Origin of the sequence: Vibrio comitans (assembly GCA_024346835.1) — a bacterium.
Taxonomy (GTDB): Bacteria; Pseudomonadota; Gammaproteobacteria; order Enterobacterales; family Vibrionaceae; genus Vibrio; species Vibrio comitans.
Genome location: AP024866.1, coordinates 815,972 through 841,012, shown reverse-complemented (window position 1 = coordinate 841,012; position 25,041 = coordinate 815,972). Strand labels below are relative to the sequence as shown.

At 45.3% G+C, this 25,041-nt stretch carries 19 protein-coding genes; 6 read left to right on the top strand and 13 right to left on the bottom strand.

The window, feature by feature from the left end:
• Positions 1 to 6: 6 nt before the first annotated feature.
• From sucA to sdhC, 5 genes are all read right to left on the bottom strand, one after another.
• Positions 7 to 2,832 carry a 2-oxoglutarate dehydrogenase E1 component gene (gene sucA / locus OCU46_RS03960; protein ID WP_141270960.1) on the bottom strand — a complete coding sequence of 942 codons (2,826 nt, stop codon included), beginning with the start codon at positions 2,830 to 2,832 and terminating at the stop codon, positions 7 to 9.
• A gap of 124 nt (positions 2,833 to 2,956) precedes the next feature.
• On the bottom strand, positions 2,957 to 3,667 hold the full coding sequence (locus OCU46_RS03955; RefSeq protein ID WP_017026744.1) for a succinate dehydrogenase iron-sulfur subunit: 711 nt from the start codon (positions 3,665 to 3,667) through the stop codon (positions 2,957 to 2,959).
• Between the two features lie 11 nt (positions 3,668 to 3,678).
• Positions 3,679 to 5,445 (bottom strand): succinate dehydrogenase flavoprotein subunit, encoded by a 1,767-nt coding sequence (gene sdhA, locus OCU46_RS03950; protein ID WP_141270959.1) that lies wholly within the window; start codon positions 5,443 to 5,445, stop codon positions 3,679 to 3,681.
• Positions 5,446 to 5,793 (bottom strand): succinate dehydrogenase, hydrophobic membrane anchor protein, encoded by a 348-nt coding sequence (gene sdhD / locus OCU46_RS03945; RefSeq protein ID WP_141270958.1) that lies wholly within the window; start codon positions 5,791 to 5,793, stop codon positions 5,446 to 5,448. It abuts the gene before it with no gap.
• Positions 5,787 to 6,167: a succinate dehydrogenase cytochrome b556 subunit gene (sdhC, locus tag OCU46_RS03940; RefSeq protein WP_141270957.1), complete on the bottom strand. Its 381-nt coding sequence runs from the start codon at positions 6,165 to 6,167 to the stop codon at positions 5,787 to 5,789. The genes sdhD and sdhC overlap by 7 nt, the downstream gene beginning before the upstream one ends.
• 404 nt (positions 6,168 to 6,571) lie before the next feature.
• Here sdhC and OCU46_RS03935 point away from each other — a divergent pair, with 404 nt between their 5' ends.
• Positions 6,572 to 7,861 (top strand): citrate synthase, encoded by a 1,290-nt coding sequence (locus OCU46_RS03935; protein ID WP_141270956.1) that lies wholly within the window; start codon positions 6,572 to 6,574, stop codon positions 7,859 to 7,861.
• 333 nt (positions 7,862 to 8,194) lie between these two features.
• On the opposite strand, the gene OCU46_RS03930 is transcribed toward OCU46_RS03935, so the two are convergent.
• The 5 genes from OCU46_RS03930 to OCU46_RS03910 all read right to left on the bottom strand — a co-directional run bounded on the left by OCU46_RS03930 (position 8,195) and on the right by OCU46_RS03910 (position 16,986).
• Positions 8,195 to 9,568, bottom strand: a complete 1,374-nt coding sequence (locus OCU46_RS03930; RefSeq protein ID WP_141270955.1) for a carbohydrate porin — start codon at positions 9,566 to 9,568, stop codon at positions 8,195 to 8,197.
• Positions 9,569 to 9,665: 97 nt separating this feature from the next.
• On the bottom strand, positions 9,666 to 11,249 hold the full coding sequence (locus tag OCU46_RS03925) for a glycoside hydrolase family 16 protein (protein WP_141271095.1): 1,584 nt from the start codon (positions 11,247 to 11,249) through the stop codon (positions 9,666 to 9,668).
• A 68-nt stretch (positions 11,250 to 11,317) separates the two neighbouring features.
• A complete protein-coding gene (locus tag OCU46_RS03920) occupies positions 11,318 to 12,655 on the bottom strand; it encodes a family 16 glycosylhydrolase (RefSeq protein ID WP_141270954.1) in 1,338 nt (445 codons plus the stop codon).
• Positions 12,656 to 12,754: 99 nt separating this feature from the next.
• Positions 12,755 to 14,605, bottom strand: coding sequence for a glycoside hydrolase family 17 protein (locus OCU46_RS03915; protein ID WP_141270953.1), 1,851 nt, complete (start codon positions 14,603 to 14,605; stop codon positions 12,755 to 12,757).
• Positions 14,606 to 14,682: 77 nt separating this feature from the next.
• Positions 14,683 to 16,986 (bottom strand): hypothetical protein, encoded by a 2,304-nt coding sequence (locus tag OCU46_RS03910; protein ID WP_141270952.1) that lies wholly within the window; start codon positions 16,984 to 16,986, stop codon positions 14,683 to 14,685.
• Positions 16,987 to 17,471: 485 nt separating this feature from the next.
• Between OCU46_RS03910 and OCU46_RS03905 the strand changes: the two genes are divergently transcribed.
• On the top strand, positions 17,472 to 18,470 hold the full coding sequence (locus OCU46_RS03905; RefSeq protein WP_141270951.1) for a LacI family DNA-binding transcriptional regulator: 999 nt from the start codon (positions 17,472 to 17,474) through the stop codon (positions 18,468 to 18,470).
• A gap of 49 nt (positions 18,471 to 18,519) precedes the next feature.
• Here OCU46_RS03905 and OCU46_RS03900 read toward each other — a convergent pair whose 3' ends face one another.
• On the bottom strand, positions 18,520 to 19,278 hold the full coding sequence (locus OCU46_RS03900; RefSeq protein WP_141270950.1) for a Nif3-like dinuclear metal center hexameric protein: 759 nt from the start codon (positions 19,276 to 19,278) through the stop codon (positions 18,520 to 18,522).
• 242 nt (positions 19,279 to 19,520) lie between these two features.
• On the opposite strand from OCU46_RS03900, the gene OCU46_RS03895 reads away from it, so the two are divergent.
• Entirely contained in the window at positions 19,521 to 20,297 is a 777-nt protein-coding gene (locus OCU46_RS03895; RefSeq protein ID WP_141270949.1) for a DUF1853 family protein, read from the top strand.
• Positions 20,298 to 20,891: 594 nt separating this feature from the next.
• Here OCU46_RS03895 and pgm read toward each other — a convergent pair.
• A complete protein-coding gene (gene pgm, locus OCU46_RS03890; protein WP_141270948.1) occupies positions 20,892 to 22,538 on the bottom strand; it encodes a phosphoglucomutase (alpha-D-glucose-1,6-bisphosphate-dependent) in 1,647 nt (548 codons plus the stop codon).
• 84 nt (positions 22,539 to 22,622) lie between these two features.
• A complete protein-coding gene (gene seqA / locus OCU46_RS03885) occupies positions 22,623 to 23,183 on the bottom strand; it encodes a replication initiation negative regulator SeqA (RefSeq protein ID WP_141270947.1) in 561 nt (186 codons plus the stop codon).
• 92 nt (positions 23,184 to 23,275) lie between these two features.
• On the opposite strand from seqA, the gene OCU46_RS03880 reads away from it, so the two are divergent.
• From OCU46_RS03880 to fldA, 3 genes are all read left to right on the top strand, one after another.
• Complete coding sequence (locus OCU46_RS03880) at positions 23,276 to 24,046, top strand: alpha/beta fold hydrolase (protein WP_141270946.1); 771 nt, start codon at positions 23,276 to 23,278, stop codon at positions 24,044 to 24,046.
• A gap of 70 nt (positions 24,047 to 24,116) precedes the next feature.
• The gene (locus OCU46_RS03875) at positions 24,117 to 24,335 is read left to right on the top strand and encodes a DUF2788 domain-containing protein (RefSeq protein WP_141270945.1); all 219 of its coding nucleotides are present in this window, start codon (positions 24,117 to 24,119) and stop codon (positions 24,333 to 24,335) included.
• A gap of 55 nt (positions 24,336 to 24,390) precedes the next feature.
• On the top strand, positions 24,391 to 24,918 hold the full coding sequence (gene fldA / locus OCU46_RS03870; RefSeq protein WP_017032610.1) for a flavodoxin FldA: 528 nt from the start codon (positions 24,391 to 24,393) through the stop codon (positions 24,916 to 24,918).
• Positions 24,919 to 25,041: the final 123 nt, after the last annotated feature.

The window sequence follows — 25,041 nt, the reverse complement described above, 5'->3', positions numbered from 1 at the left end:
GCTTCCTTATTCTTCTAGTTCTTTATCAATTGTAAGAGCGTCATTGATTAACGCTTTCTGTTGTTTCAAGTGAACCGACATGTAACCAACCGCTGGTGACGCAGAGGCAGGACGGCCTGCATAATTAAGGGTTGTATTAAATGGCGTTGCCGCTCGGAAGTTGTGCTGGCTCGAATACCAAGCACCCTGGTTTTGAGGCTCTTCCTGACACCAAACGAAGTCTTTCGCTTCAGGGTAAACAGAAATGACTTCACGAAGGTCCGTTAGCGGGAATGGATACAGCTGCTCAATACGAACAATCGCTACATCTTCAAGCTCGCGCTTGCGTCTCTCTTCTAGCAAGTCAAAGTAAACCTTGCCTGAACAGAATACGACGCGGCGTACCTTAGCGTTATCTAGCTCATCCACCTCAGGAATCACCGACTGGAAGGTTCCTTCCGCTAGGTCTTCTAAAGACGACACACATAGAGGGTGGCGCAGTAGAGACTTAGGTGACATCACAATAAGAGGACGACGCATTGGGCGTACTACCTGACGACGCAACATGTGGTACACCTGCGCAGGGGTAGATGGCACAACAACCTGCATATTCTGCTCAGCACACAACTGTAGGTAGCGCTCTAGACGCGCAGACGAGTGCTCAGGACCTTGCCCTTCATAACCATGAGGGAGTAGCAATGTGATACCACATAGACGGTTCCACTTTTGCTCACCAGAGGAGATGAACTGGTCGATAACAACCTGAGCGCCGTTGGCGAAATCACCAAACTGAGCTTCCCAAATCGTCAGACCGCCCGGCTCTGCCGTGGTATAGCCATACTCGAATGCCAATACCGCTTCTTCAGACAATACAGAATCGAATACTTGGAATGGGCCTTGCTTATCATGGATATTCGCTAGCGGCACGTAAGTGCTGGCATCTTCTTGGTTGTGCAGTACCGCATGACGATGGAAGAAGGTTCCACGCCCTGAGTCCTGACCAGAGATACGGATGCGTTTTCCGTCATCCACCAAGGTGGCATAAGCCAGTGTTTCTGCCATGCCCCAATCGATGGCTTTCTCGCCTTCAACCATTGACTTACGGTCGTTATAAAGCTTGTTTACACGGCTTTGCAGTTTGTGGCTATCTGGGTAATCACAGAGCTTATTGCCCAGCTCTTTAAGGCGAGTCAGTTCATACTTGCTGTCCCACTCCATATCCCATTCATGGCCTATGTAAGGAGACCAATCCACTGAGTGCAATGCCATAGGACGCCACTCCTTCACCACAACTTCGCCGTGGTCGAGGGCATCTCGGTATTCATTCACTAATTGCGTTGCTGTATCGATACCAATCTCATCGCGCTCCATCATCACATCAGCATATAGCTTACGTGGTGTTGGGTGCTTCTTGATTTTTTGGTACATCAACGGCTGAGTTGCATTTGGCTCATCAGCTTCGTTGTGACCATGACGACGGTAACAAACAAGGTCAATGACAACATCGCGCTTAAACGTGTTGCGGTAATCTAGGGCAATGCGCGTAACAAACGCTACTGCTTCTGGATCATCTGCATTCACGTGGAATATTGGTGCCTGTACCATCTTAGCGATATCAGTACAGTACATGGTTGAGCGCGTATCACGAGGGTTAGACGTTGTGAAACCAATTTGGTTATTCACAACAATACGAACCGTACCGCCCACTTGGAAACCACGTGCTTGAGACATATTGAATGTCTCTTGTACTACACCCTGACCTGCGATTGCCGAGTCACCGTGAATAGTAATTGGTAATACCTTTGAGCCATTCTTGTCACCAAGACGATCCTGACGAGCACGTACTGAGCCAATAACTACTGGATTAACGATTTCTAAGTGAGATGGGTTAAACGCCAATGCCAAGTGAACATTGCCACCAGGGGTCGCAAAGTCAGCTGAGAAGCCTTGGTGATACTTAACATCGCCCGTACCCCAAGTTTCATCGTGCTTACCCGCAAACTCATCAAACAGATCTTGAGGCTTTTTACCCAGAACATTGACTAGCATGTTCAAACGACCACGGTGAGCCATGCCCACAACGACTTCGCGCATACCACTGCGACCTGCATGACGAATCAGCTCTTTGGTCATTGGGATAAGTGCGTCACCGCCTTCTAGAGAGAAGCGTTTTGCGCCAGGGAATTTAGCACCAAGATAGCGCTCTAGACCTTCAGCTGCGGTAAGTTCGTCAAGATAGGTGATCTTCTCATCAAGAGTAAATTCAGGTTGAGATTGAACCGATTCAAGGCGTTGCTGAACCCAACGTTTCTGCTCTGTGTTGGTCATGTGCATGTATTCTGCACCGACTGAGCCACAGTAAGTCTTGTTGAGCGCTTTATAGAGGTCTTTCAACTGCATGGTTTCTTGCGCTACCGCAAAAGAACCGACGTTGAAAGTTTCGTTGAGGTCGTCTTCTGTAAGATTGTGGAACGCAGGGTCTAGTTCTGGTTGAACTGGGCGTTCCCATAAACCTAGTGGATCCAGATTGGCCGCTTGGTGGCCCCTAAATCGATAGGCGTTAATAAGTTGAAGTACCCTTACTTGTTTTGCATCGACATCAGGATCACTTACTTGGACATTATAATGCTTAGTCTCTTGTGCAAGTCTGCGAAAGTAGTCACGAACACGCGTATGAGATTGCTCCCCTTGCTCTGATGCCTGCACCGGCAGTTCATCAAAAACGCGTTTCCATTCCTCACTCACCAGATCTGGGTCACTTAGATAAAGTTCGTAGAGTTCTTCTACGTACGTTGCATTGGCGCCTGCCAAGTGTGAAGACTCGAGCCATGCCTTCATCACACCGTTATGCATATATTCCCTTAACCTGTAGATTAATACTTATTGTTTCGGTCTTTGCCGAACTTCTGCCCAAACCCAAATGTTTGGCTATGACGGGCTAAACAGTAAACTCTGAAAAGCCCGTAATTTCAATAATCTATACCGAACGATTGACCAACATCGTCTTAATATGTCCAATCGCTTTGGTAGGGTTCAACCCCTTAGGACATACACTGACACAGTTCATGATGCCATGACAACGGAAAACACTAAATGCGTCGTCTAGATCGCTCAGTCGTTCATCAGTTGCCGTATCTCGGCTATCAATTAACCAGCGATAAGCGGCCAATAGACCCGCAGGACCGATAAACTTGTCAGGATTCCACCAGAAGGACGGACATGATGTGGTACAACACGCACACATGATGCACTCATAAAGTCCATCAAGATGTGCACGCTCTTCTGGAGACTGTTTGTGTTCACGCGATGGTGGTAGTTCGCCGTCCGAAATCAAGAACGGCTTCACCTTAGCGTAATTGTCGTAGAACTGAGTCATATCAACAATCAAGTCACGCACAACAGGCAAGCCTGGTAGCGGACGAATGGTCAAGGTATCGCCTTTCAAGGCAGACAGTGGCGTAATACACGCCAAACCGTTCTTACCATTCATGTTGAGGCCGTCACTGCCACACACACCCTCACGACATGAGCGACGGAAAGAAAGCGATGGGTCTTGTTCTTTCAACAAGATCAACGCGTCCAACACCATCATGTCTGACCCTTCTTCCACGTCCAGCGTGTACTGTTTCATGTAGGGCTTGCTGTCTACGTCTGGGTTATAGCGATAGACAGAAAAATTCAGGTTCATATCTCGCTCCCTTAATAGGTTCTGGCTTTCGGTGGAAACGCTTCACGATGCACAGGTTCCATGTTCACGTCACGCTTAGACATACTCTCTGTTTCCGGATTGTAGATTGAGTGGCATAGCCATTGCGAATCATCACGATCTGGGAAGTCAAAACGAGCGTGGGCACCACGACTCTCTGTACGGTAGTTCGCAGCAACCGCAGTTGCTACAGCCGTTTCCATTAGGTTATCTAGCTCAAGACACTCAATACGCTGTGTATTGAACTCTGTTGACTTGTCGCTAAGGTGCGCATCTTGCAGACGCTCACGAATTGTGCGCAGTTCTTCAAGGCCCGTCGCCATCGCTTCACCTTCACGGAATACCGAGAAGCTGTTTTGCATGCAGCTTTGCATGTCTTTACGAATCTGAGCTGGATCTTCGCCGCTGGTGCTGTTTTCCCAGCGCATGGTACGAGCTAGAGAAGCCTCAATATCCGACTCTGAAACCGGACGAGCTTCTGATTGAGCTGCCAGTGTATCGCCAAGGTGTAGACCTGTAGCTCGGCCAAATACCACTAAATCAAGCAGTGAGTTGCCACCTAGACGGTTGGCACCGTGTACTGATACGGACGCAATTTCACCACAAGCAAACAAACCTTGTACTTCCACGTCTGAACCATTTTCGTCTAGCTTAATCGCCTGACCCGATACCTGTGTTGGTACGCCACCCATCATGTAGTGACAGGTTGGAATAACTGGAATAGGTTCTTTCACAGGATCTACGTGTGCAAAGGTACGTGATAGCTCACAGATACCTGGTAGACGTGACTCGAGTACGTCTTTACCTAAGTGATCCATCTTCAGCTTAATGTGAGGTCCCCAAGGGCCATCACAACCGCGACCTTCACGAATCTCGATCATCATTGAACGAGCCACAACGTCACGACCGGCTAAGTCTTTAGCATTCGGTGCATAACGTTCCATGAAGCGCTCGCCATCTTTGTTAAGAAGGTAACCACCCTCTCCACGACAACCTTCTGTCACAAGTACACCAGCACCAGCGATACCGGTTGGGTGGAATTGCCACATTTCCATGTCTTGCATAGGAACGCCAGCACGCAGTGCCATACCAACACCGTCACCAGTGTTGATGTGAGCGTTAGTGGTAGAAGAGTAAATACGACCTGCACCGCCGGTTGCTAAGATAGTGGCCTTCGACTTGAAGTAGCACATCTCGCCGGTTTCCATGCAGATAGCCGTACAGCCCATGACTACGCCGTCTTGGTTTTTCACCAAATCAAGGGCATACCACTCACTGAAAATAGTGGTTTTGTATTTGATGTTCTGTTGGTACAGGGTATGCAGTAGTGCGTGACCGGTACGGTCAGCTGCCGCAGCAGTACGCGCAGCTTGCTCGCCACCGAACTGTTTTGACTGTCCGCCGAACGGGCGCTGATAAATAGAGCCGTCTTCAAAACGAGAAAATGGCAGACCCATTTTTTCTAATTCTATGACAGATTCAGGACCGTTCTTACACATGTATTCGATAGCGTCTTGGTCACCAATGTAGTCCGACCCTTTAACGGTGTCGTACATGTGCCATTGCCAATTGTCTTCATGAGAGTTACCAAGTGCAACGGTGATACCACCCTGCGCTGATACGGTGTGAGAACGAGTAGGAAATACTTTTGATAACAATGCGCAAGTCAAACCTTGCTCAGAGATTTGTAGTGCTGCACGCATGCCTGCACCACCAGCACCAATGACTACTGCATCAAATTCGCGAACTGGAATCGTCATTTATGCCCCCCAAAGAATAAATAGGCCAGAGAAGAAATAACCGAGTAGCACAGCAATAAGAACTAATTGCAGACTACCGCGCAATAGCGCCGGTTTAATATAGTCGGTTAGTACCTGCCATAAACCAATCCATGCATGAATCAGAATGCAGAACAACGCGATCATGGTGAAAATCTTGGTGAACAGTCCACCGAAGAATTCAGTCCACTCCATGTAACCTATGTCACCTGAAAGTAGGAAAAAACCACATAGGTAGATGGTATAAAGCGTCAGAATGATTGCGGTTGCACGAACCAGCAGGAAATCATGGACACCATTGCGTCCAAATGAAGATACGTGATTTACCATACGATTACCCCCGCGACGAGTGCTAGAACACCGGTAATGATGAAAGAGATTTGCGCGCTTTTAGCACCGCTCTCTAATTCTTCAAAATACCCTAGGTCTTGGCAAAGGTGTCTGATACCGCCCACGATATGGTAGAAAAGCGCAGTTAGTATTCCCCACAAAATAAATTTAACGAAGAAGCCATCAACAAAACTGGCTGCCTCCATAAAACCTTTTGGTGATGACAGAGAAATGGAAAGTAACCAAAGCAGAATTCCAACAGCGACAAAGGTGATAACACCAGATACCCTGTGCAGGATCGAAGCTATGGCAGTGATCGGGAAATGAATCGTCTGGAGGTCCAGATTGACAGGTCTTGTTTTTTTCTTGTCCACGGCGTGCTCACTCAGCTCCTTTGAGCAGTTTTACAAATTGTAAACATTTGGGCTTCTTTAGCAGAAATTTAACAAAAACTTACATAACTACGGGTCGCCCCTAAATGTTTTGTCACTTTGTTAGTCTATAAAATAGAAAACTCTCCCTTAGCAAAGCCGATATCATAGGGAGATTAAACAAAGATATAGCTTTTATTTCAGCGCCACTATACGACCGTTAACAAACCAATACAATTGCATTAACAAATAATGTTACATAGACCCAATTTTTATTAATTCTACGTATAGAAACCTAAACAAGTGCACACAAAAAGGTATATAAATTGACTTCTCGCCCGAAGATCAGTACAAATTTGGTGCACCATTGAATCAAGATGGAAAATAAAATAACAAAGGAGAATGTTATGGCAGATAAGCAAGCGACTCTGACTATTGAGGGTCAAGCGCCTATCGAATTGCCGATTATGAAGGGAACCGATGGCCCAGACGTGATCGATGTTCGTACATTGGGAAGCAAGGGTTACTTTACCTTTGACCCTGGTTTTCTTGCCACTGCATCTTGTGAATCTCAAATCACTTACATTGATGGCACCGCAGGCATTCTATTGCACCGTGGTTTCCCAATCGATGAATTAGCAAACAACGCGGATTATTTAGAAGTTTGCTACATTTTGCTGTACGGAGAAGCCCCAACTCGTGAAAAATACGAGGACTTCAAGAAGATTGTAACGCGCCATACTATGGTGCATGAGCAAATCGCAAGCTTCTTTCACGGCTTCCGTCGCGACGCCCACCCAATGGCGGTAATGTGTGGGGTAGTAGGTGCACTAGCGGCCTTCTACCATGATTCACTAGACATTAATAATGACAAACACCGCGAGATTGCGGCATTCCGACTTCTGTCGAAAATGCCAACACTAGCGGCAATGTGCTACAAGTACAGCATAGGTCAACCATTTATTTACCCAAGAAACGACCTAAGCTATGCAGAAAACTTCCTTCATATGATGTTTGCAAATCCTTGCGAAGAGTATGAAGTAAACCCTGTCGTTGCTCGTGCTATGGACAAAATCTTTACTCTGCACGCAGATCACGAACAGAATGCTTCTACGTCTACCGTTAGACTAGCGGGCTCTTCTGGTGCTAACCCATTTGCGTGTATCGCAGCGGGTATTGCATCTCTATGGGGACCAGCTCACGGCGGTGCAAACGAAGCCTGCCTACACATGCTTGAAGAAATTGGTAGTGTAGACAAGATTGAAGAATATGTAGCTCGTGCGAAAGACAAAGATGACCCATTCCGTTTAATGGGCTTCGGTCACCGCGTTTACAAAAACTACGATCCTCGCGCAACTGTAATGCGTGAAGCGTGCCACGATGTATTGAAAGAGCTGAACATTAAAGATCCTCTGCTTGATGTAGCAATGGAACTTGAGCGTATCGCTTTATCAGACGAGTACTTTGTAGAGAAGAAACTGTACCCGAACGTAGATTTCTACTCAGGTATCATTCTTAAGGCGATTGGTATCCCTGTATCTATGTTTACAGTTATCTTCGCTATCTCTCGTACCGTTGGTTGGATTGCACACTGGAGCGAAATGCACAGTGATCCACACAACCGCATTGGCCGTCCACGTCAGCTATACACAGGTGAAGTGCAGCGTGAGTTTAAGCCTCTTCACGAACGTGAATAGTCTCGCTTAAAACACAACGATCAAAAGCCGTATTTCGATACGGCTTTTTTCGTTTAAAGCGAAGGCCTTTTTTGATTCAATTCTGCTCCCCCACTCTATGACCCAAGAACAAAAAAATCGCCTCATAGAGGCGACGCTAAATAGCATTGTTGTGTCTTACCAATCACAACACATAGCTTGGGCAGATAACTTGATTCCACAAGGCCATAACTCTTCTAGTGAACTATGGCCTTTATTTAGCTATTCATGACTAATACCTCTATCAATCACAAACTTATCTACATCGCCTTTCACTAATCAAAATCAAATAAAATCAGGTTGTTTCAACTGGCATTACCACCAAACGTCTGCCTGAATACCCACAATGAAATCATCTTCTAGCTCAGTAGAGCCATCAGCTTGTTCTTGCTCATTGGTCCAAGACTTAGGAAGATAACTTGCTAGGAAGCGAATCTCAGGGGCGACACCATAAGGGGTTGCCATGATAAACGTTGGTGCAATCGTAAACTTGCTTTGGTTCCAAGATGAACCACCCCAGTTGTTGTACACATAACCAAGCTCACCTTGCAGATAGAAGTACTCACTGATTGGCATCGTTGGACGCACCATTGCAGATACCCAGTAGTTATAATCGGCATCTGTGCGAGCATCCCCCGCAGCCATGTGGTTATACTGACCTTGAATCGATGGGAACAAGCTCAGACCATTATCGAAGGTATAGCGGCCCCAAAGTAATGCTCGACCGGAGGTATCGTCGTCTTCCAAATGAGTAAGCAAGTAGGTCGCATCTCCCGCAGGTCCCCAATCATTATGCTGACCCTGAGCCAGAGAACCTGGCGCATAAGCGTTGTAACCGGTAATCGTACCGCCTAGTAAGTTGCCGGCACCTAAGCCTTTACCACCTTGCAGAATCAATCTTGAATCGCCGTTACCTGGCAAACCGAAAAAGCTATGCATCGTATAGGTAAAGGTTAAATCGAAACCTGTCTCAGCCCACTCATTGCCTTCTCTATCCCAGTTATCTGGCATACCTTTTAGCAATGCAGATAAACGTACATCACCATACGAAACGGCCAGATGTAGCGCATGCATAAGGTTGTTGAGGTTGGTTTCATTGTTACCTGGTTCAGCTGGGCCATCACTCCAACGGTCAGCATCACTATCGGAACGGTCACTGGCGATATAAGCAAAATCCCACTGAGATTCGCCGATTTCATAATCGACAATCCCGGCACCAATGCCCGACATATCGGAATAGAAGAAGTCAGTCATAAAGATATAGTTGTCATCTTTACCGTATTCACGACCACCGCCCCAGACGATACCCGATGAGGACATGCCTTTGAACTCAATAAATCCGTTATCAATACCCGCACTTTTCACTTCAGCACTTGAGCTCAATCCAGCCTCTTCATCCAAAGTGCCAAATCCAAGATTGATCTTGAAACTTTTATTTTCATCCCACGTCCAGGTATTAGCAAATTGTGCACTAAAATTGTTGTCAGCTTCGATACCAAGACGCCCTAATGTTTCTTTCTGTCCTGCAAAATTCGCACGCTTAAAGTCATTTTCGGCGCTCATCAAAACACCAGCTCGGAAATAACCATGAAACTCAAACCCTTCCACTGGATTTGCCAGCGCTGATGGAACTACTGATAGCCCTGTTAATGCTGAAACCAAACCCAAAGCGACCTTTGACATTTTCATATAAACTCCATTTTCTTTTAACCGAGCCTCTAAGCACGGCAATTCATCAATTTGATTGCAAAATGAGAAGGGCAAATCATCTGCCCTTCCCAGTGACTTAGCGCTCGAAACGCACGTTATCCATCATTAGGGTCATCTCACCTTGAGGCTCAATAACCAGTAAGTTTATGATTTTGCTCATATCTACTTTATTTCCTGCCGCGAAGCGGTTGCCTCCATTGGCAAGGTCAGACAGCTTGATTCGCACTTCTTGCCACTGCCCCTGATCAGGTAGTGGCACATCGAGGTCACTCACCTTAGGCCAGCCACTGTCTATCTTCACAAGCAGTTCAGAGTCGTTAGGATTTGATTCAACAAACAGGTCGAATACCAATTCACCACTCCCTAGCCAATCACTCAAATCCACTTCTGGTGTTTTGAAGTAGGAATTACCACTCGCACCTGATTTTTCAATGCGTAGCACCTTGCCTTTACTAGCGTCGTCCACAAAGCTCACATTAATGTTGGCTTCAGGGTCGTAACCACTTAAAACAAGAAGGGGGTTCAGTTGCTCAGAAAAGACTTCCAGCAAGTTTCCTTTTCCGTAATTCGCGTCAGCCACTAGGATTTTTGGCGTTTCATGTCCTTTGGTGATTTCAATTGCTTCGTCAACCGATGCACATCCATGACCTGTCTCTGCATCTTTTGAACATTGATAAACTCGCACATAATCAACCGCTAAGGTTTGTGGGAATGCAGAGGCATCAATGCCACCTTCATTGGTGTTTCCAGACCAAGCACCACCCACTGCAAGGTTAAGCAACAGGTGAAATCGCTCATTAAATGGGGCAGAGTCCGGCGCAGTAACTAGCTGTCCATTCTCTTTATATTGCCCATACCAACCCTCTTGCGTTTGTGTTGCGTAGTGAACACCATCCACATACCAGCGAATTTCGCCTTCTTCCCACTCTATGGCATAGGTATGGAAACCATCTGCAGGACTTGCGTTATTTGGCAGAGTATATTCTGCGCCCGTATGGACATTTTCTGGCCAAGCTCGGCCGTAATGTAATGAGCCATAAATGCGGTTTTCAACCGTGCCTTCAGCCGCACCCTTTTTGTCCGTTGGTGTCTTCAGGTTCACCGCTTCCATGATGTCTATCTCACCGGAAGCTGCCCATGTACCGTACTTCCAGTCACTTGGCAGCATCCAAATTGCAGGCCAGGTTCCTTGACCAGAAGGCATTAGAGCTCGAATTTCAAAGCGACCGTATTTCCAGTCTCCTTTATTTAAAGTTCGAAGGCGTGCAGATGTATACGGTAGGGTTGCCTTAGCACGCATGTCGCCATCAGGATTGTTTGGGCCAGTAAAGCTGCCTTTCTTCGCAACAATATGCAAAACACCACTATCGACAAAGGCGTTCACTTTACGGTCGGTATAGCATTGCTGCTCGTTGTTACCCCCGCCCCAACAGTTTTCTTCAAAGCTCCATTTGGATTTATCAATATCGACACCCGAGAATTCATCATTCCACACCATCTGCCAGCCTGTATCTGGCGTAGTTGTATTATCAACCAACTGCTCTGGAGTAATCTGCACCGGAGCGCTGCTTGAGCTACAACCTGCTAATGCAATGGCAATACAGCTTGCTAAAGAGATTCGATTAAAGGTTTTAGTCACGGATTGATACTCCTTGTTCATCTGCGGATTAGCCTTGGCGCCTAACTTGTAACCGCTTACATGACATGTATTGTGTTGGTTTTGAGTACTCATCTGCGTACCCCTAAAAAATATCGACGGAACACAACAACCAGCGCTAAGAAAATAGCGATAGAACCAGACGTTGCTCCGCCTGAAGAACTATTTGCTGATGTTGAGTCAGGAGATGTGGATTGATCTTGCTCATCAGCAATGTCATCTCCATTTTTAACCTCAAGAGAGTGATGCTGTGTAAGTGAAAAGTCGGCATCATCCAAACTCGTTAAATTTGCAGTAACCGTATAATGGCCGCTGGGTAATGAGCTAGGATCGAATTTGAGTGCGTTGCCTTCTTCAGTCGCACTGGTTAATCGACCACTGTTCCAAGTAAGAATGTAATTGTCTAAGTTAGGCTCAGCCGAAAACGTCGCTCGAACTTCCACTTCACCCATCGAAGTGTCTACCGCTGATGTAGGCACACCATTTTGATAAACAATGAGATTTAGTTGCTCGTTGTGCTCTAATTCGCCATTTGTAGGGGTAGACTCATCACAGCGAGTTGCCTGATTGTCCACCGTAGACTGACAGTGAGCGACAAAATCCACTTCAAGGGTTGCTTGCTGCAAAGTTGGATCGATATAGCCACCGAGATTCCCCCCCATAGCGAGGTTAAGCAGAATGAACATTGGCTCCTTGTACTGAGGGCATCCGCTCACATCTTGGCTAGATACTAGCGTTTCATCGATAAAGAAATCGATACGCTCTGGAGTCCACTCCATGGCATAGTTGTGCCAGTTAAGAACATCTGAAGAGCCATTTGGGTAGGTATAACGCACCTCTTCCGCACAACCTGAGGTATTGAAGAAATTGGTAATATACGTGTCGGGTTGATTTGAAAACCATTCCCAAACATCTATCTCCCCTGCACCAGGATTAGGCCAATTCACATTATCGTTATCACCCTTAATCGGCTGCTCTGAGATTCGATTTTCTAGCATCCAAAATGCAGGCCAAGTTCCTTGTTCCAGATTATGAAATTTGATTCTCGATTCAATTCTTCCATACAAGAACTCGCGCTTGTCCTTAGAGTTCAAACGCCCAGAGGTCCATTCCTTTGTTTGATTACCCAATGTTGGACAGGCGTGTGTTTTCTTGCGAGCAATGATTTTCAACGTGCCGTCAGACACATCGTAGTTTTGTTGTGTTGAGTAATCATCGGCGGTATAGCATTGTACTTCGTTGTTGTAGTTAGCTTCTGTTTGAGCAGACCAGTTATTCCAATTGACTGAGTCTCCATCAAAGCGCTCAATCCATTGCACTTCCCAACCTGCATTTACTCCGGTACTGAGTAAACCAATCAACAATGTGCCTGTTGAGTAGGTTGTGCTTTTATTTAGCTTAGATCCCATTGAGATAGCCCTTTCTTTGAACATTCCTTGTAACCGCTTAAACCCAGCGATCGCGATATTGGGTAGAGGGCGATAACAATCACCCTCCAGTGACTGTCGTTATTTGGAGAATGTAATGTTTCGTACTTCCACTACGCCACCATCAATATCGGCGCTGCCACTAAAGTAAAATGGCGAGGTCACGTCAGAAAAGTCCGGGTTGCCTTGAGACAATTCACTAATATCAATCGAGTGTGCAACCCAATCACTGGTCAACTGTCGTCCACCAGAACCAAACACCACAAAGTTGTTCGTTTGCGGCCTAGTCGCGTTGTCATAGAGGCCGGTTTGAAAACCGATATTAAACGTCGATTGTGTTGTGCCTTTGATTTCAAAGTTGAGTGTTCCGCTCTCAAATCCAGATAAGTTGTCACCCGCTTGGCCAGGGAATACAACGCCAGCTCCCCACCCCCAATCTTTAGCAGTACCGCCATTAGGTGCGGTGGTTAAAACGAGTACATTATTTTCTTCGCCTAAGAAAGCCGTTTCTTCCCAGCCAATCGGTAGCAAGCCTTCTCGTAAACCACTCGAAGAAATAACGGCGTAACTATCATCATCCGTAGGCGCGCCGACCACGGGTGCAAAATTAGGTGCTAGCACCGTATCCATGACATTTTGCTCTACCCCTCCATGGCTCTTCATTATGCTCATTCCACCGCGAGTCAAACCGTCAAATGCGCCTTGATCTACATAGCCCCAAACAACGTATTTCGCATTACCGTCAATATCGATAAGACCAAAGTGCTTTTCAGAATCACCTTCGTTGTCAGGAGCCCCCTTCCATGGTTCATCAAATGCTTGGAAAAAGAACAATGAAGCACCAAACTCTTCTGCCCATGCCGTTAGATTGTCAAAATAAACCTTTTGTTTGTATTCATCGGCTGCCTTTGAACCATCTGCACCATACAGAACATTCGTTTCTGAAGACCAACCTGTCTCACCGATGTGAAGCTGCTTCTCAATGCCTTGCGCTAGCATAAAATCTTGCGCTTTTTTCAGCTGCGCCAGTGCATGTTCTTGCGCACGCTGCATAGCAAGATCAACTTGCTGTTGAACGTCCAAGCCCTGTTCATCTTCAGGCACTAGCCAAAAACTATTGTCATAATGAGTATCGTGGAATGGGTAAACATGCACAGAGATGTAATCAACTGCTTGAATGAGCGTGACTAAGTCTGGATTGTTGTAATCGCCCTCGCCTGCCCACGAAGCAAAGTTGTCTGAGGTCGTAACCCATACGTCTTCGGGTATTTCACCGTCTGCTTTTTTCTGCTGAAATGTATTTACATGCTCAAGAATGATGCTCGGAGCAACGTGGTAAGGTGCCCAATGCACCATGGCTTCGTTGCCGACCGCAATAACCTTAATAATTTCTGGATAGCTACTCACCATTTCCAGTGCCTTAGCAACTTCATCATAGTTAGCTGGATTGTTCTCAGTAGGGACGGTTTCCATATCAGTCCATGAGTTCAAAGCATCTATCCAAACGCCTAGCATCACGTACATTTCAAAACTGCTGTCTTCAGCCATTAACTCATCAATCGCAATCAGCAGATTCGCAGTATCACTGAAGCCTTGGGTGTTATAGGTTCTTAGCACCTTGATCCCCATTGCTTGAAGAATTCGAAGGTCTTCTTTTAATTCAGCGACACTTGGAACAAACTCTTCCGCTCTTTCTGTGCTTCGAAAAGCGCCGTACGAAATAGCTGGATAATCAGAGTTACCTAACAACACATCACCATTACGTGCGGTAGGAAAGTTACCTGTCGGTGCAGGTTGAGGCGACAAGGTCGTCGAACCCTCTGGGGTTGGTGCGGCCTGTGATGCATCACCTGAGATGGCGTCATCTCCACACGCTGCCATCAAAACTGATAGCGAAGCAACGACAACTGATTTGAATAATTTATTCATCATTTTTACTTCCGTTGTAGCGAGTTATTTCTTTAGATAACTGCAGGTGCCTCAAGAACGAGACACCTGAGTCGGTCTATTTACTGTGCTGAATTAAAAGTCACGTTGTCGAAATACATAGTGACGTCTTGAACACGATTAAGTGGAGTACCGCCACCATCTACATTGAAGTCAGGGAAGATCACAACTCCAGTGATTTGGCTAGGTGCGGCATTAAATGCTGGGTTTTGAGTGAAATCGAAAGTCAGCTCTTCCCACTCATTCACTTTGGTGTTCTGAACTCGTTCTTCAATACCCCAGATACCTTCTCCATCAGGAGCTTCGACCTTCACTACCACTGAGCTAATGATGCTCTTGTAGACCATAACTTTAATCACTCCATTTGAGCTATCTAGCGTAAATGGTGTTACTCCCTCTGTTTTGGTACCAGCCCACGGAGCGCCAGCTATCTTGGCAACAATCTTCGCAGCCGTAGAAGAGCCATTGATACCACTATCATCTGGGTTCGCTACGAACTCTAGAGCTGCATTGTCAGCATTTTCAAATACTTCCCAAGTCAGTGACTTACTCTCAAAATCAATGCCTTCGCTAACGAGGACAGTATCACCACCGCCAGGTTGTTCTGGCTCGACTATTTCAGAGTCATTAACGCTACCCACAACTTCTAAATTATCGATAAGGTATTCAGCGCCTGCTCCTGTACCCCAAGCTGGGAATACCATAATCACGTTAGACGCTGATAAATCTAAAGAACCTGAGCTTAAAGCTTCTAGATCAAAGCTGTAGTTTTGCCATTCACCTTGTGCAGGTAGGCTTGGCAAAGATAATTCAACGAAATTCTCTGGACCGGATTCTACTTTTACTTTCCAGTCTGATGAGCCACCATCATTGATGAGCTTCATGTCAAAGCTAATTGCACCCTCTATTGAAAGAGAGTTAGCTTCTGAAGCTCCATGATCTTCACGGCTACTGAAGCCCAGTACTGTTGCATCAATATTTTTTACGAACTTAACAGCATTTCCATAAGCGACATCACCAGAGTCAATCACCTCTGCAGTTGAGCCTCCACAGCAGTCCCAAGCAATCCAATTGAGATTAACCGCATCATCAACAACGACAATCGCATCTTCTTCTACTGGTGGTTCTACTGGCGGCTCTTCAGGTGTTTCTCCCGAACCATCCTCCAGTACCCCTTCAACCATGACGTTGTCGACTAAATAATGAGAGCCTAATCCTGTGCCCCACTCAGGGAAGATAAGAATGGTATCGATAGAGGTAACATCAAGCCCTGCAGCAATCAAATCAGCGACTTCAAAGGTATAGCGTTGCCATGTGCCAACCGGAGGGGCTGAAGGTAAAGGAAGTTCTGCAAATTGTTCTTCAAAGCCCGACTCTATTTTCAATAACCAGTTAGTCGCAGCGCCTTTCCCAAGGTCGTTGAGTAACTTAATATCGAAAGAGATTTTTCCTGACAAGTTGAGGTTCTCTGAACCAGTACCGCCAATATCAACACGGTTAGTTATACCTAATACCGTTGGTGAGACGACTATAAATTCTAGTGCCGAACCGTAAGCCTCATCACCGGAGTCAACAACGGCTGGATTGGTTTCTCCACAACAATCCCAAGTGACCCAGCCAGAAGGAAGAGTGCTAGTAAATAGTGCGGAGCTCGGCGCCGGCTCTTCTGGAGTCACCGGAGCTTCATCTTCTTGACCGTTGCTATCCAACATGAACTGAACATTATCAACACGGAAAACAGCTCCCGCACCCTGTCCCCACTCAGGGAAAATAAGTACGTTATCTATGGCGGAAAGATCTAGTCCCTTGCTTTCCATATCGGGAAGGTCTATTTCTACCCTTTGCCATTGGTTTAAAACTGGAGAATCTAGAGAAAACTCAACTTCCTCACCGATATTGTCACCCGTGTAGAGACCGCCGTTGCTTTCTAGTTTCACAAACCATGGGATATCACCATTCTCAGGCATATCCGTCACTTTCACGTCCAATACAAGCTTGCCTGTTCTTGTCGATAAATCTAACGCCGAACTTGAACGCACAAATCCAAATACTGACTCAGGGGCATCAACAACAAACTCCATCACAGCACCATACTGGTCAGTCTCTACTTGAATCGCTGGCGTGGTTACACCACTGCTATCCCAAGCTGACCATTCCGAGTTCGCGCCATCAGTAAATACAATAAGGTTGGAAGTGATTTGACTATCGTTATCGCCTGAAGGGGGTGCAGGATTAAACGTACCTCCGCCCGGAGACGTATTATTAGTAGACGTTAGGCTGTCTTCACCGCACCCACCTAATGCCAAAGCGATAGCACCTATCAATACTGTATTAGCTAATTTGAATTGTGTTTTCTTGAAACTCATTATTCATATCCCTGTTGTGAGACCCTGTCTCTTCAAAATGTAAACGCTTACTTCAATATGTTTTCTGTCTCGCTATATCAGGATCGTCTTCAACCAATCCTTGCCGTTCTTTTCGTTTATTTACTGTAGAACGATATATTCAAAGAGTTTGTGATCTTCCTCAAAAATGTAAGCGGTTACAAAATAATTTTTAATCAAAACTCAACAAACAAATAACAATAGCTCGAGCGCTTAATTTTAAATCAAATAAAAACAATGGCTTAATAATAATTTGCTCAATTAACTTCACGATATAGTACTTTAGGTGTATATTTTTATTGTAAGCGGTTACATGCAAGTGTGACTGAATTATTAGAAAACAGGTCAGAGATCACCGTTCACAGAGTGCATCGGATCACTATGAGAGTTAAAATACAGACCGAGTAACCTGTATTTCACTCAATATCTGGGCGAATTCATCGTTTGTAACGTAAAAGGAAAGACAGTTGGCTACAATCAAAGAAGTTTCTGAACTGGCAAAAGTCTCCACAGCCACCGTTTCACGGGTGCTGAACGGGCATGCTTATGTCAAAGAGGAAAACAAACGTAGAGTTTTCGAAGCGATGGAAATGTTAAATTTTCAACCAAATGCATCTGCACAAGCCCTCGCATCCAACAAAACGAATAGTATTGGCATGCTTGTGGGTTCATTCGATAGCCCCTTTTACGGTCCATTAATGCATCACGTTGAAGAGCAGGTACGAGAAAAAAACATGCACTTGATCGTAACCAGTGGCCAAGAATCTCTAAAAAAAGAGCAAGACTCTATTGAGTTCCTCCTAGCCAAACAGGTAGATGGATTAGTTCTTCATTCAGACAAACTCTCTGATGACACCTTAATTAGCCTGCTGTTACGTCATCCTAATACTATGATCGTTAATCGATTAGTTCCTGAAATTGCAGAAAGCTGTATTTATATCAATAACGAGCAGGGCGGAATGATTGCCACTCAGTTCTTGATAGAGAATGGTCATACTGAAATTGCCTGTATCAGCGGACAAATGAGCAAAGTCGATAGTAGAGATCGCTTGCAAGGATATCGAAACGCGCTCGGCGTTGCTGGACTTCCTTACAATCCAATGTATGTGATAGAAGGACGATTTGACCATCAGGGGAACCACGATGCAGTGAGGCGCTTACTTGATCGTGCACCACAAATCACTGCAGTCTTCTGTCAGAACGATAATATTGCACTTGCTGTTTACGACGTCTGTGCGGAGCGAGGCATTACTATTGGCAAAGAATTGTCCGTCATCGGCTTTGATAACGATAGCCATAGCCAGCACGTGAGACCAAGACTGACAACGATTGATTACCCTGTACATCGAATCGGTGAAGTTGCTGCGAAAGCCTTACTAGCGCGGATAGAAAACCGTAAGTATTCTCCGTCCAATAGCCTCGTACCTGAGTTGGTTGAACGAGATTCAGTCTGCAAGCTCAGTTAAAGTAGGCAGCCCTAGGTTGATTGGTTACGCCTAGGGGTACCCTTTATTGTTAAACAGGATTATTGATATCCACAAAAGTTACGTCTAGCCCGTGTTCCTTGGCTAGCCATTCACCTAGCGCCTTAATACCATAACGCTCTGTAGCATGATGACCCGCTGAAAAATAGTGAATATCTTGCTCACGAGCCACGAAGGTGGTGCGCTCTGAGATCTCTCCGGAAATAAAGGCATCCAAGCCTTTGTCTGCAGCTAACTGAATGTAATCCTGACCGCCACCAGTGCACCAGCCAACCGTTTCTATCAGTTTATCAGCATTCTCGGGGGCGATATGTAACGGCTCTCTCTCTAGCGCTTTGTCGATACGTTTGGCAAATTCTACGCCGTTTACCGCTTGCTTCAAGCGCCCATACATAGCTACAGATTGAGCATGCCCTTCGAGACCACCTTCAACCTCAATGTCCAACAATTGTGCTAGACGCGCGTTATTACCCAACTCTGGATGAATATCTAATGGCAAATGGTAGCCATACAGATTGATGTCGTTCTTAATCAATGAGCGAATACGGCGACCTTTCATTCCCACTATCGGCTCCGGCTCCCCCTTCCAGAAATAACCATGATGAACAAGAATAGCATCGGCACCTAACTCGATAGCCTTATCGATAAGCCCTTGAGAAGCGGTCACTCCGGTAACAATTTTTCTAATGGTTTTGCTTCCTTCGATTTGAAGTCCATTAGGCGCGTAATCTTTGATAAGTTCAGGAGAGAGTTTGTCATTAAGAATGCGTTGCAGCTGTAAATTATCCATTTTGCTTCCAAAATAATTGAAAATATGTCTTGTACCAATCACAGTAAGTAGGTGTTCAAAAATAGTACTGGATAACAAAGATGATTTTTTGATAAGTAGTTATTCTACAATCAAAAATTCTAACGCCGTTATCGAGTGCTTTAACCAGTTAGGATGACCCGCTATTGACTACGATTGGTATCATATGTAGCAAGTTAAACAAACAAATGTCTGCTCGTCTACCTGATAAGGGCCGTTAACCAATGCCAAATACCTATGTTGATGTCTCTACTTTATCTCAATTCGCTGATTGGATAGCGACAACACCGCCACTACTGCATGGCGATGAGATTATTGTAGAGCAGCTTCCTTTTCAAACTCTTAGCTCTGAACAAATGCAAACCTACACAGGTAACCCCCGGCTTGGGTTTATCTATCAGTATTTATGCGAGCAACTGTTTATGCACCACCCCTCCCTTTCCATCACCACCACGGAGCTGCAGCTCAGTGATAATGGAAGAACCATTGGCGAGCTGGATTTTATTCTGCACAACCACCAGCACGATCGAGCTGAGCATTGGGAAGTTGCCATTAAGTTTTATCTGTTGCATGGGGATAAATGGTATGGGCCAAATGCCATAGACAGGCTTGATAAAAAGCTTAAACACATGTTGGAAAGACAGCTTCAGCATACACAGTCAGACGTTTTTATCCGCCAGTTTCCACAATGGAAAAACCTGTCTCAGCACCTGTTAATGCAAGGACGTTTATACATCAACCCATTTGAGAACCAAGTTGTGCCGACACATTGCGAAGATAAAAGGATAAACAGCGCTCAAATTGCTGGCTATTGGTGTCATCAAAGCCAGGCTAGTTTAATAGAGGAAAAGTTGTATCGCTTAGATAAGCCACTGTGGGCCATTGGTAGAACTCATCACTCGCCATTATTAGAATGTATTCAAGGCAAGATTTTACATTGCCAAGGCGAGTCAGGTCGCTTCTGGTTTATTGTTCCTGATGATTGGCCAAATAATATTTAGTCAAATCCAGAAACAGTGATTCCATATTCAACACAGCAAGAGATGAACAGAAATAAGTCGTTTTAATACAACAAGTTAAATATTAAAACGGAACTCATTGATAAAAATACACAGCATAAGCGCACGGGCTCATATTGAATCAAAATCAGCATAGGCATACAGTCTCGCTGTTCTTGAAACTGTTGAAGAAACTCTTGAAAATTGCCCGGTTCATCTAGGAGTACCCATGACCGTACTGATTGAAGCCATCTCTGTTTTTTTGCTTATGCTCTGTGTACCAATCTTGCTCGTCACCTTTGTTCAGAGAAAGCAGAAGAATAAGCCCGTATAAATACCAATCGTACCAAATAACTGGTCATTCTAGCTTGTTAAAATGCTCGATAACGGCGTTAGAATTTTTGATTGTAGAATAGCTACTTATCGAAAAATTCTGCCTTGTTCTCGAGGGTTTTCCCCGCGCTATTTCTGATCACTTACTTAGTGTGATTGGTATAAGCAACCTATCGCTGTTTTTGTTCCATAAAAAATCCCCACTGCGTACCAACACAATGGGGATTTATTTCTTCAAGTTTAAACTAAGCTGTGAGGCTTAAATTATAAACCTGCTGCCTTGAATACTTGGTTCACAATCTCTTGTGCTTCAGTTTCAATTAGCTTCAGGTGCTCTGCACCCTTGAAGCTTTCACAGTAAATCTTGTAGATTTCTTCAGTGCCTGATGGACGCGCTGCGAACCAGCCGTTAGCTGTTGTCACTTTAAGACCACCAATTGCCGCGCCATTGCCTGGAGCGTGAGTCAAACGAGCTGTGATTGCGTCACCTGCTAGTGTATCTGCAGATACCATTTCCGCAGATAGTTTTTTAAGCACGTCTTTCTGAGGGCCGTTAGCAACTGCTTGAATACGGTTGTAGCTAGACTCGCCATGCTTAGCCGCTAATTCGTTATAGTATTGCTGTGGGTTCTTGCCAGTTACCGCTGTAATCTCTGCTGCAAGTAGACATAGGATGATGCCATCTTTGTCAGTCGCCCAAGGTGTGCCGTCTTTACGCAAGAATGAAGCGCCCGCGCTCTCCTCACCACCAAAGCCAAACTTGCCTTCGTATAAGCCATCTACAAACCATTTAAAGCCAACAGGCACTTCACATAGTTCACGACCAAGGTCAGCAACAACGCGGTCGATGATTGCACTTGATACTAGCGTTTTACCAACCGCTACCTCTGCGCCCCAGCCTTCACGGTGACGATATAAGTAATCGATACATACCGCTAAGAAGTGGTTAGGGTTCATTAGACCAGCTGGAGTCACAATGCCGTGACGGTCGTAATCTGGGTCGTTACCAAATGCCAGTTCATAGTCGTCTTTTAGTGCTAGCAGACCAGCCATTGCATAAGGAGAAGAACAGTCCATACGAACCACGCCGTCTTTATCCAAAGACATAAACTGGAAGCTAGGATCGACAGCTTCACTCACTAGAGTTAGGTCTAGGTTGTAAGCCTTCTGGATTTGGCGCCAGTAATCGATGCCAGAACCACCTAGTGGATCAACACCAATTTTAAGATTTGCTTTTTGGATTGCTTCCATATCAACAACGTTTACTAGATCAGCAACGTAAGGAGCAACCAAATCTTTCTCAAGGAATAGCTCGCTCGCTTTTGCAGCGGCAATGCCTACACGTTTTACATCAACCAAACCTGCTGCGATGATCTCGTTTGCGCGATCTTCGATAGCTTGAGTTAGCTCGCCCTCAGCAGGACCACCGTGAACTGGGTTGTACTTGATGCCGCCATCTTGTGGTGGGTTATGCGACGGAGTAATTACAATGCCATCTGCTTTTGCATCATTAACCAAGTTGTAGGTAAGGATTGCGTGAGAGATACCCGGAGTTGGTGTGTAGCCTTCGTCTTCTTGACAAATAACTTGAACACCGTTTGCCACCAACACGTCGACAACCGTTGCAAATGCTGGCTCTGAAAGCGCGTGAGTATCTTTACCCACAAATAGAGGACCAGTCACACCGTTGCTTGCGCGAACTTCAGCTACTGCTTGAGCGATAGCGAGAATGTGGTTTTCGTTGAACGTAGTCTTATCAGCGCTACCACGGTGTCCAGAGGTACCAAATGCTACCTTCTGATCCGCATTGCCTGCTTCAGGCTGAAGTAGGTAATAGTTAGCTACCAACTGAGGGATGTTGTGTAAATCTTCTTGCTGGGCCTTTTGCCCGGCGCGAGGATGCATAGCCATTGTTGTATTCCTTTTTTATAGTTCTTCAAATATTAAAATGCCCGCAAAAAGGGGGAAGTTCTTTGCAGGCATAATTCCTTGGGATTAAATTGAGCGAGTCACTCGCTCTATTAACTCGGCGGGGAATGACATTCTCACCATCAACTGATCAACCATCTGACGTTTACGGCTGGTGTTGTTATTGGTGATCACCCAAAAAGGTGACCCAGGAATGGCTCTTGGTTTGGTCGTGGTGCCACTTGCCAAGAGCACTGCTTCATTATCTGCGAAGTAAACGCGTTTGCGACCCTTAACTTGAGTCGCTTCAGCGAATCCATCTTTATCAATTCTATGAAGTGCAGATAATACAAACATAAATCTATCAATCGCTTTGTCTAAAGCGGCAAATTCATCAGAGATCAGTTCACTGCGAATCTGCTTGATAGGGTCAATCGATTGCGACGGTTTACCTACGATGATAGGTGTTGCCGCGCCTGTAGGCTCAATATCTGTTTCTGGCTTTGCCTCAACAGACTCTGCTTCTAGCTTGGCTATACCATCCACATCTAGTAAACGTCGTAGAATATCGGATGCACTCTCTCCAATGCGTTGGGTACGGCTCGCGATAAATCTATACAGTTCTTCGTCAACTTCGATGGTTTTCATTCGCTTTTCACAATCTTATTAGTTTAAACTGCGCCAGATTATACCCAGTTATTGAGTAAGTCTCTACGGAAAGCAAAAGGGAATTGGAGAAAATGTCGAGCCAGTTACACTATAAGATCCAAGGTCATGGTAAACCTATACTTTTGATCCACGGTTTGTTTGGAAGTTTGGATAATTTAGGCCTCCTCGCCCGCGATCTCAGTCAAGATCACCAAGTCATTAGCGTAGATCTGCGCAATCATGGTCAATCTTTGCACAGTGATGTACACACTTATACCGCACAGGCCGAGGATATTCGCCAGTTAATCGATGAATTAGCGCTAAATGAGTTAACCGTGGTCGGCCATTCTATGGGCGGTAAAGTGGCAATGAAGTATGCGTCAATCAGTCCAATCAACATCAAACAGTTAATTGTGTTGGACATGGCACCTGTCGCTTACAATGTTGATAGACACAGTAATGTCTTTGCCGGTATTCAAGAAGTCGCCAAACACAAGCCAAAGCTTCGCTCTGAAGCCATGAACCTAATGGCGAAACACATCGAGATGGAAGGTGTGAGGCAATTTTTGAGTAAATCTCTATATAAAGAAGGCGAAACCTTAAATTGGCGCTTTAACCATCGAGCCCTGCAATCGCAATATTCTGAGATCATGACCTGGTCTGCCCTACCAGAGAACTCTTTACCCACCCTCTTTATCAAGGGTGCGGATTCGGATTATATTCAAGGTGAACATCAGCCTGAGATTATGGCCCAGTTCCCGAATGCCAAAGCTCATGTGATTGCAAATACGGGTCACTGGTTGCACGCTGAGAAGCCAGATATGGTATTGCGTGTTATTCGCAAGTTTATTGCACAAAATTAAAGGTCAAGGGTAAACAGGCCCTAGCAGGTTATGATATAGTTCCGCGATTGATAAAGCATAAAGGGATGCCATGCTCTACGATTACATAAATCAGATTGAATCCATTGGGCTTGATTTGTTGTTTGCCTCCGTATTTTTACTTATCGGTCTCGCAATCAAAGACGTTCTAAAGCAGGGTAATGTCCCTCCATTTGGCCGTCGTATCGTATGGCTTGTGTTGTTTTTAGGTTGTGCTGGCTTCGTTATCAAGGGACTGATTCAGCTCTCTTGGGAAGGAGCAGGTATATAACCTTAAGCTCACTTTATAAACGCATCCGATTACATCTAATATAGGTACTGATTCTATGGCAAGTGTAGGTCTCTTCTTCGGCAGTGATACTGGTAACACAGAAGCTGTTGCAAAGATGATTCAAAAGCAACTAGGTAAAAAACTGGTTCACGTTCAAGATATTGCAAAGAGCAGCAAAGAAGACATTGATAACTTCGATCTGCTTCTGATCGGTATTCCAACGTGGTACTACGGTGAAGCTCAATGTGATTGGGATGACTTCTTCCCTGAACTAGAGGGTATCGATTTTAGCACTAAGCTAGTCGCTATCTTTGGTTGTGGTGACCAAGAAGATTATGCTGAGTACTTCTGTGACGCTATGGGTACCGTTCGCGATATCGTAGAAGGCAAAGGTGGCACCATCATGGGTCACTGGCCAACAGAAGGTTACGAGTTTGAAGCATCAAAAGCACTTGTTGATGATGACAACTTCATCGGCCTTTGCATTGATGAAGACCGTCAGCCTGAATTAACTGACGAGCGCGTAACTAAGTGGGTTAACCAAATCCACGCTGAGATGTGTCTTGCTGAACTAGAAGACTAATCTGATACCGACTTTGAAAAAGGGGCCTAGTGCCCCTTTTTTGTATCTGGGCATTTAACGAGTTACAAAATTGTAAAGATTTATCACATACTATTCGTGACATCCTTCCGTTTTATGACCAAA

Excerpts from the sequence above, each read along its gene's own strand:
- OCU46_RS03935 (WP_141270956.1), top strand. The coding sequence starts at position 6,572 with ATGGCAGATAAGCAAGCGACTCTGACTATTGAGGGTCAAGCGCCTATC.
- pgm (WP_141270948.1), bottom strand. The coding sequence starts at position 22,538 with ATGGCTATGCATCCTCGCGCCGGGCAAAAGGCCCAGCAAGAAGATTTA.
- fldA (WP_017032610.1), top strand. The coding sequence starts at position 24,391 with ATGGCAAGTGTAGGTCTCTTCTTCGGCAGTGATACTGGTAACACAGAA.
- OCU46_RS03910 (WP_141270952.1), bottom strand. The coding sequence starts at position 16,986 with ATGAGTTTCAAGAAAACACAATTCAAATTAGCTAATACAGTATTGATA.
- OCU46_RS03925 (WP_141271095.1), bottom strand. The coding sequence starts at position 11,249 with ATGAACAAGGAGTATCAATCCGTGACTAAAACCTTTAATCGAATCTCT.
- OCU46_RS03880 (WP_141270946.1), top strand. The coding sequence starts at position 23,276 with ATGTCGAGCCAGTTACACTATAAGATCCAAGGTCATGGTAAACCTATA.
- seqA (WP_141270947.1), bottom strand. The coding sequence starts at position 23,183 with ATGAAAACCATCGAAGTTGACGAAGAACTGTATAGATTTATCGCGAGC.
- OCU46_RS03875 (WP_141270945.1), top strand. The coding sequence starts at position 24,117 with ATGCTCTACGATTACATAAATCAGATTGAATCCATTGGGCTTGATTTG.
- OCU46_RS03930 (WP_141270955.1), bottom strand. The coding sequence starts at position 9,568 with ATGAAAATGTCAAAGGTCGCTTTGGGTTTGGTTTCAGCATTAACAGGG.
- OCU46_RS03920 (WP_141270954.1), bottom strand. The coding sequence starts at position 12,655 with ATGGGATCTAAGCTAAATAAAAGCACAACCTACTCAACAGGCACATTG.
- OCU46_RS03895 (WP_141270949.1), top strand. The coding sequence starts at position 19,521 with ATGCCAAATACCTATGTTGATGTCTCTACTTTATCTCAATTCGCTGAT.
- sdhD (WP_141270958.1), bottom strand. The coding sequence starts at position 5,793 with ATGGTAAATCACGTATCTTCATTTGGACGCAATGGTGTCCATGATTTC.
- OCU46_RS03915 (WP_141270953.1), bottom strand. The coding sequence starts at position 14,605 with ATGATGAATAAATTATTCAAATCAGTTGTCGTTGCTTCGCTATCAGTT.
- sucA (WP_141270960.1), bottom strand. The coding sequence starts at position 2,832 with ATGCATAACGGTGTGATGAAGGCATGGCTCGAGTCTTCACACTTGGCA.
- sdhA (WP_141270959.1), bottom strand. The coding sequence starts at position 5,445 with ATGACGATTCCAGTTCGCGAATTTGATGCAGTAGTCATTGGTGCTGGT.
- OCU46_RS03900 (WP_141270950.1), bottom strand. The coding sequence starts at position 19,278 with ATGGATAATTTACAGCTGCAACGCATTCTTAATGACAAACTCTCTCCT.
- OCU46_RS03955 (WP_017026744.1), bottom strand. The coding sequence starts at position 3,667 with ATGAACCTGAATTTTTCTGTCTATCGCTATAACCCAGACGTAGACAGC.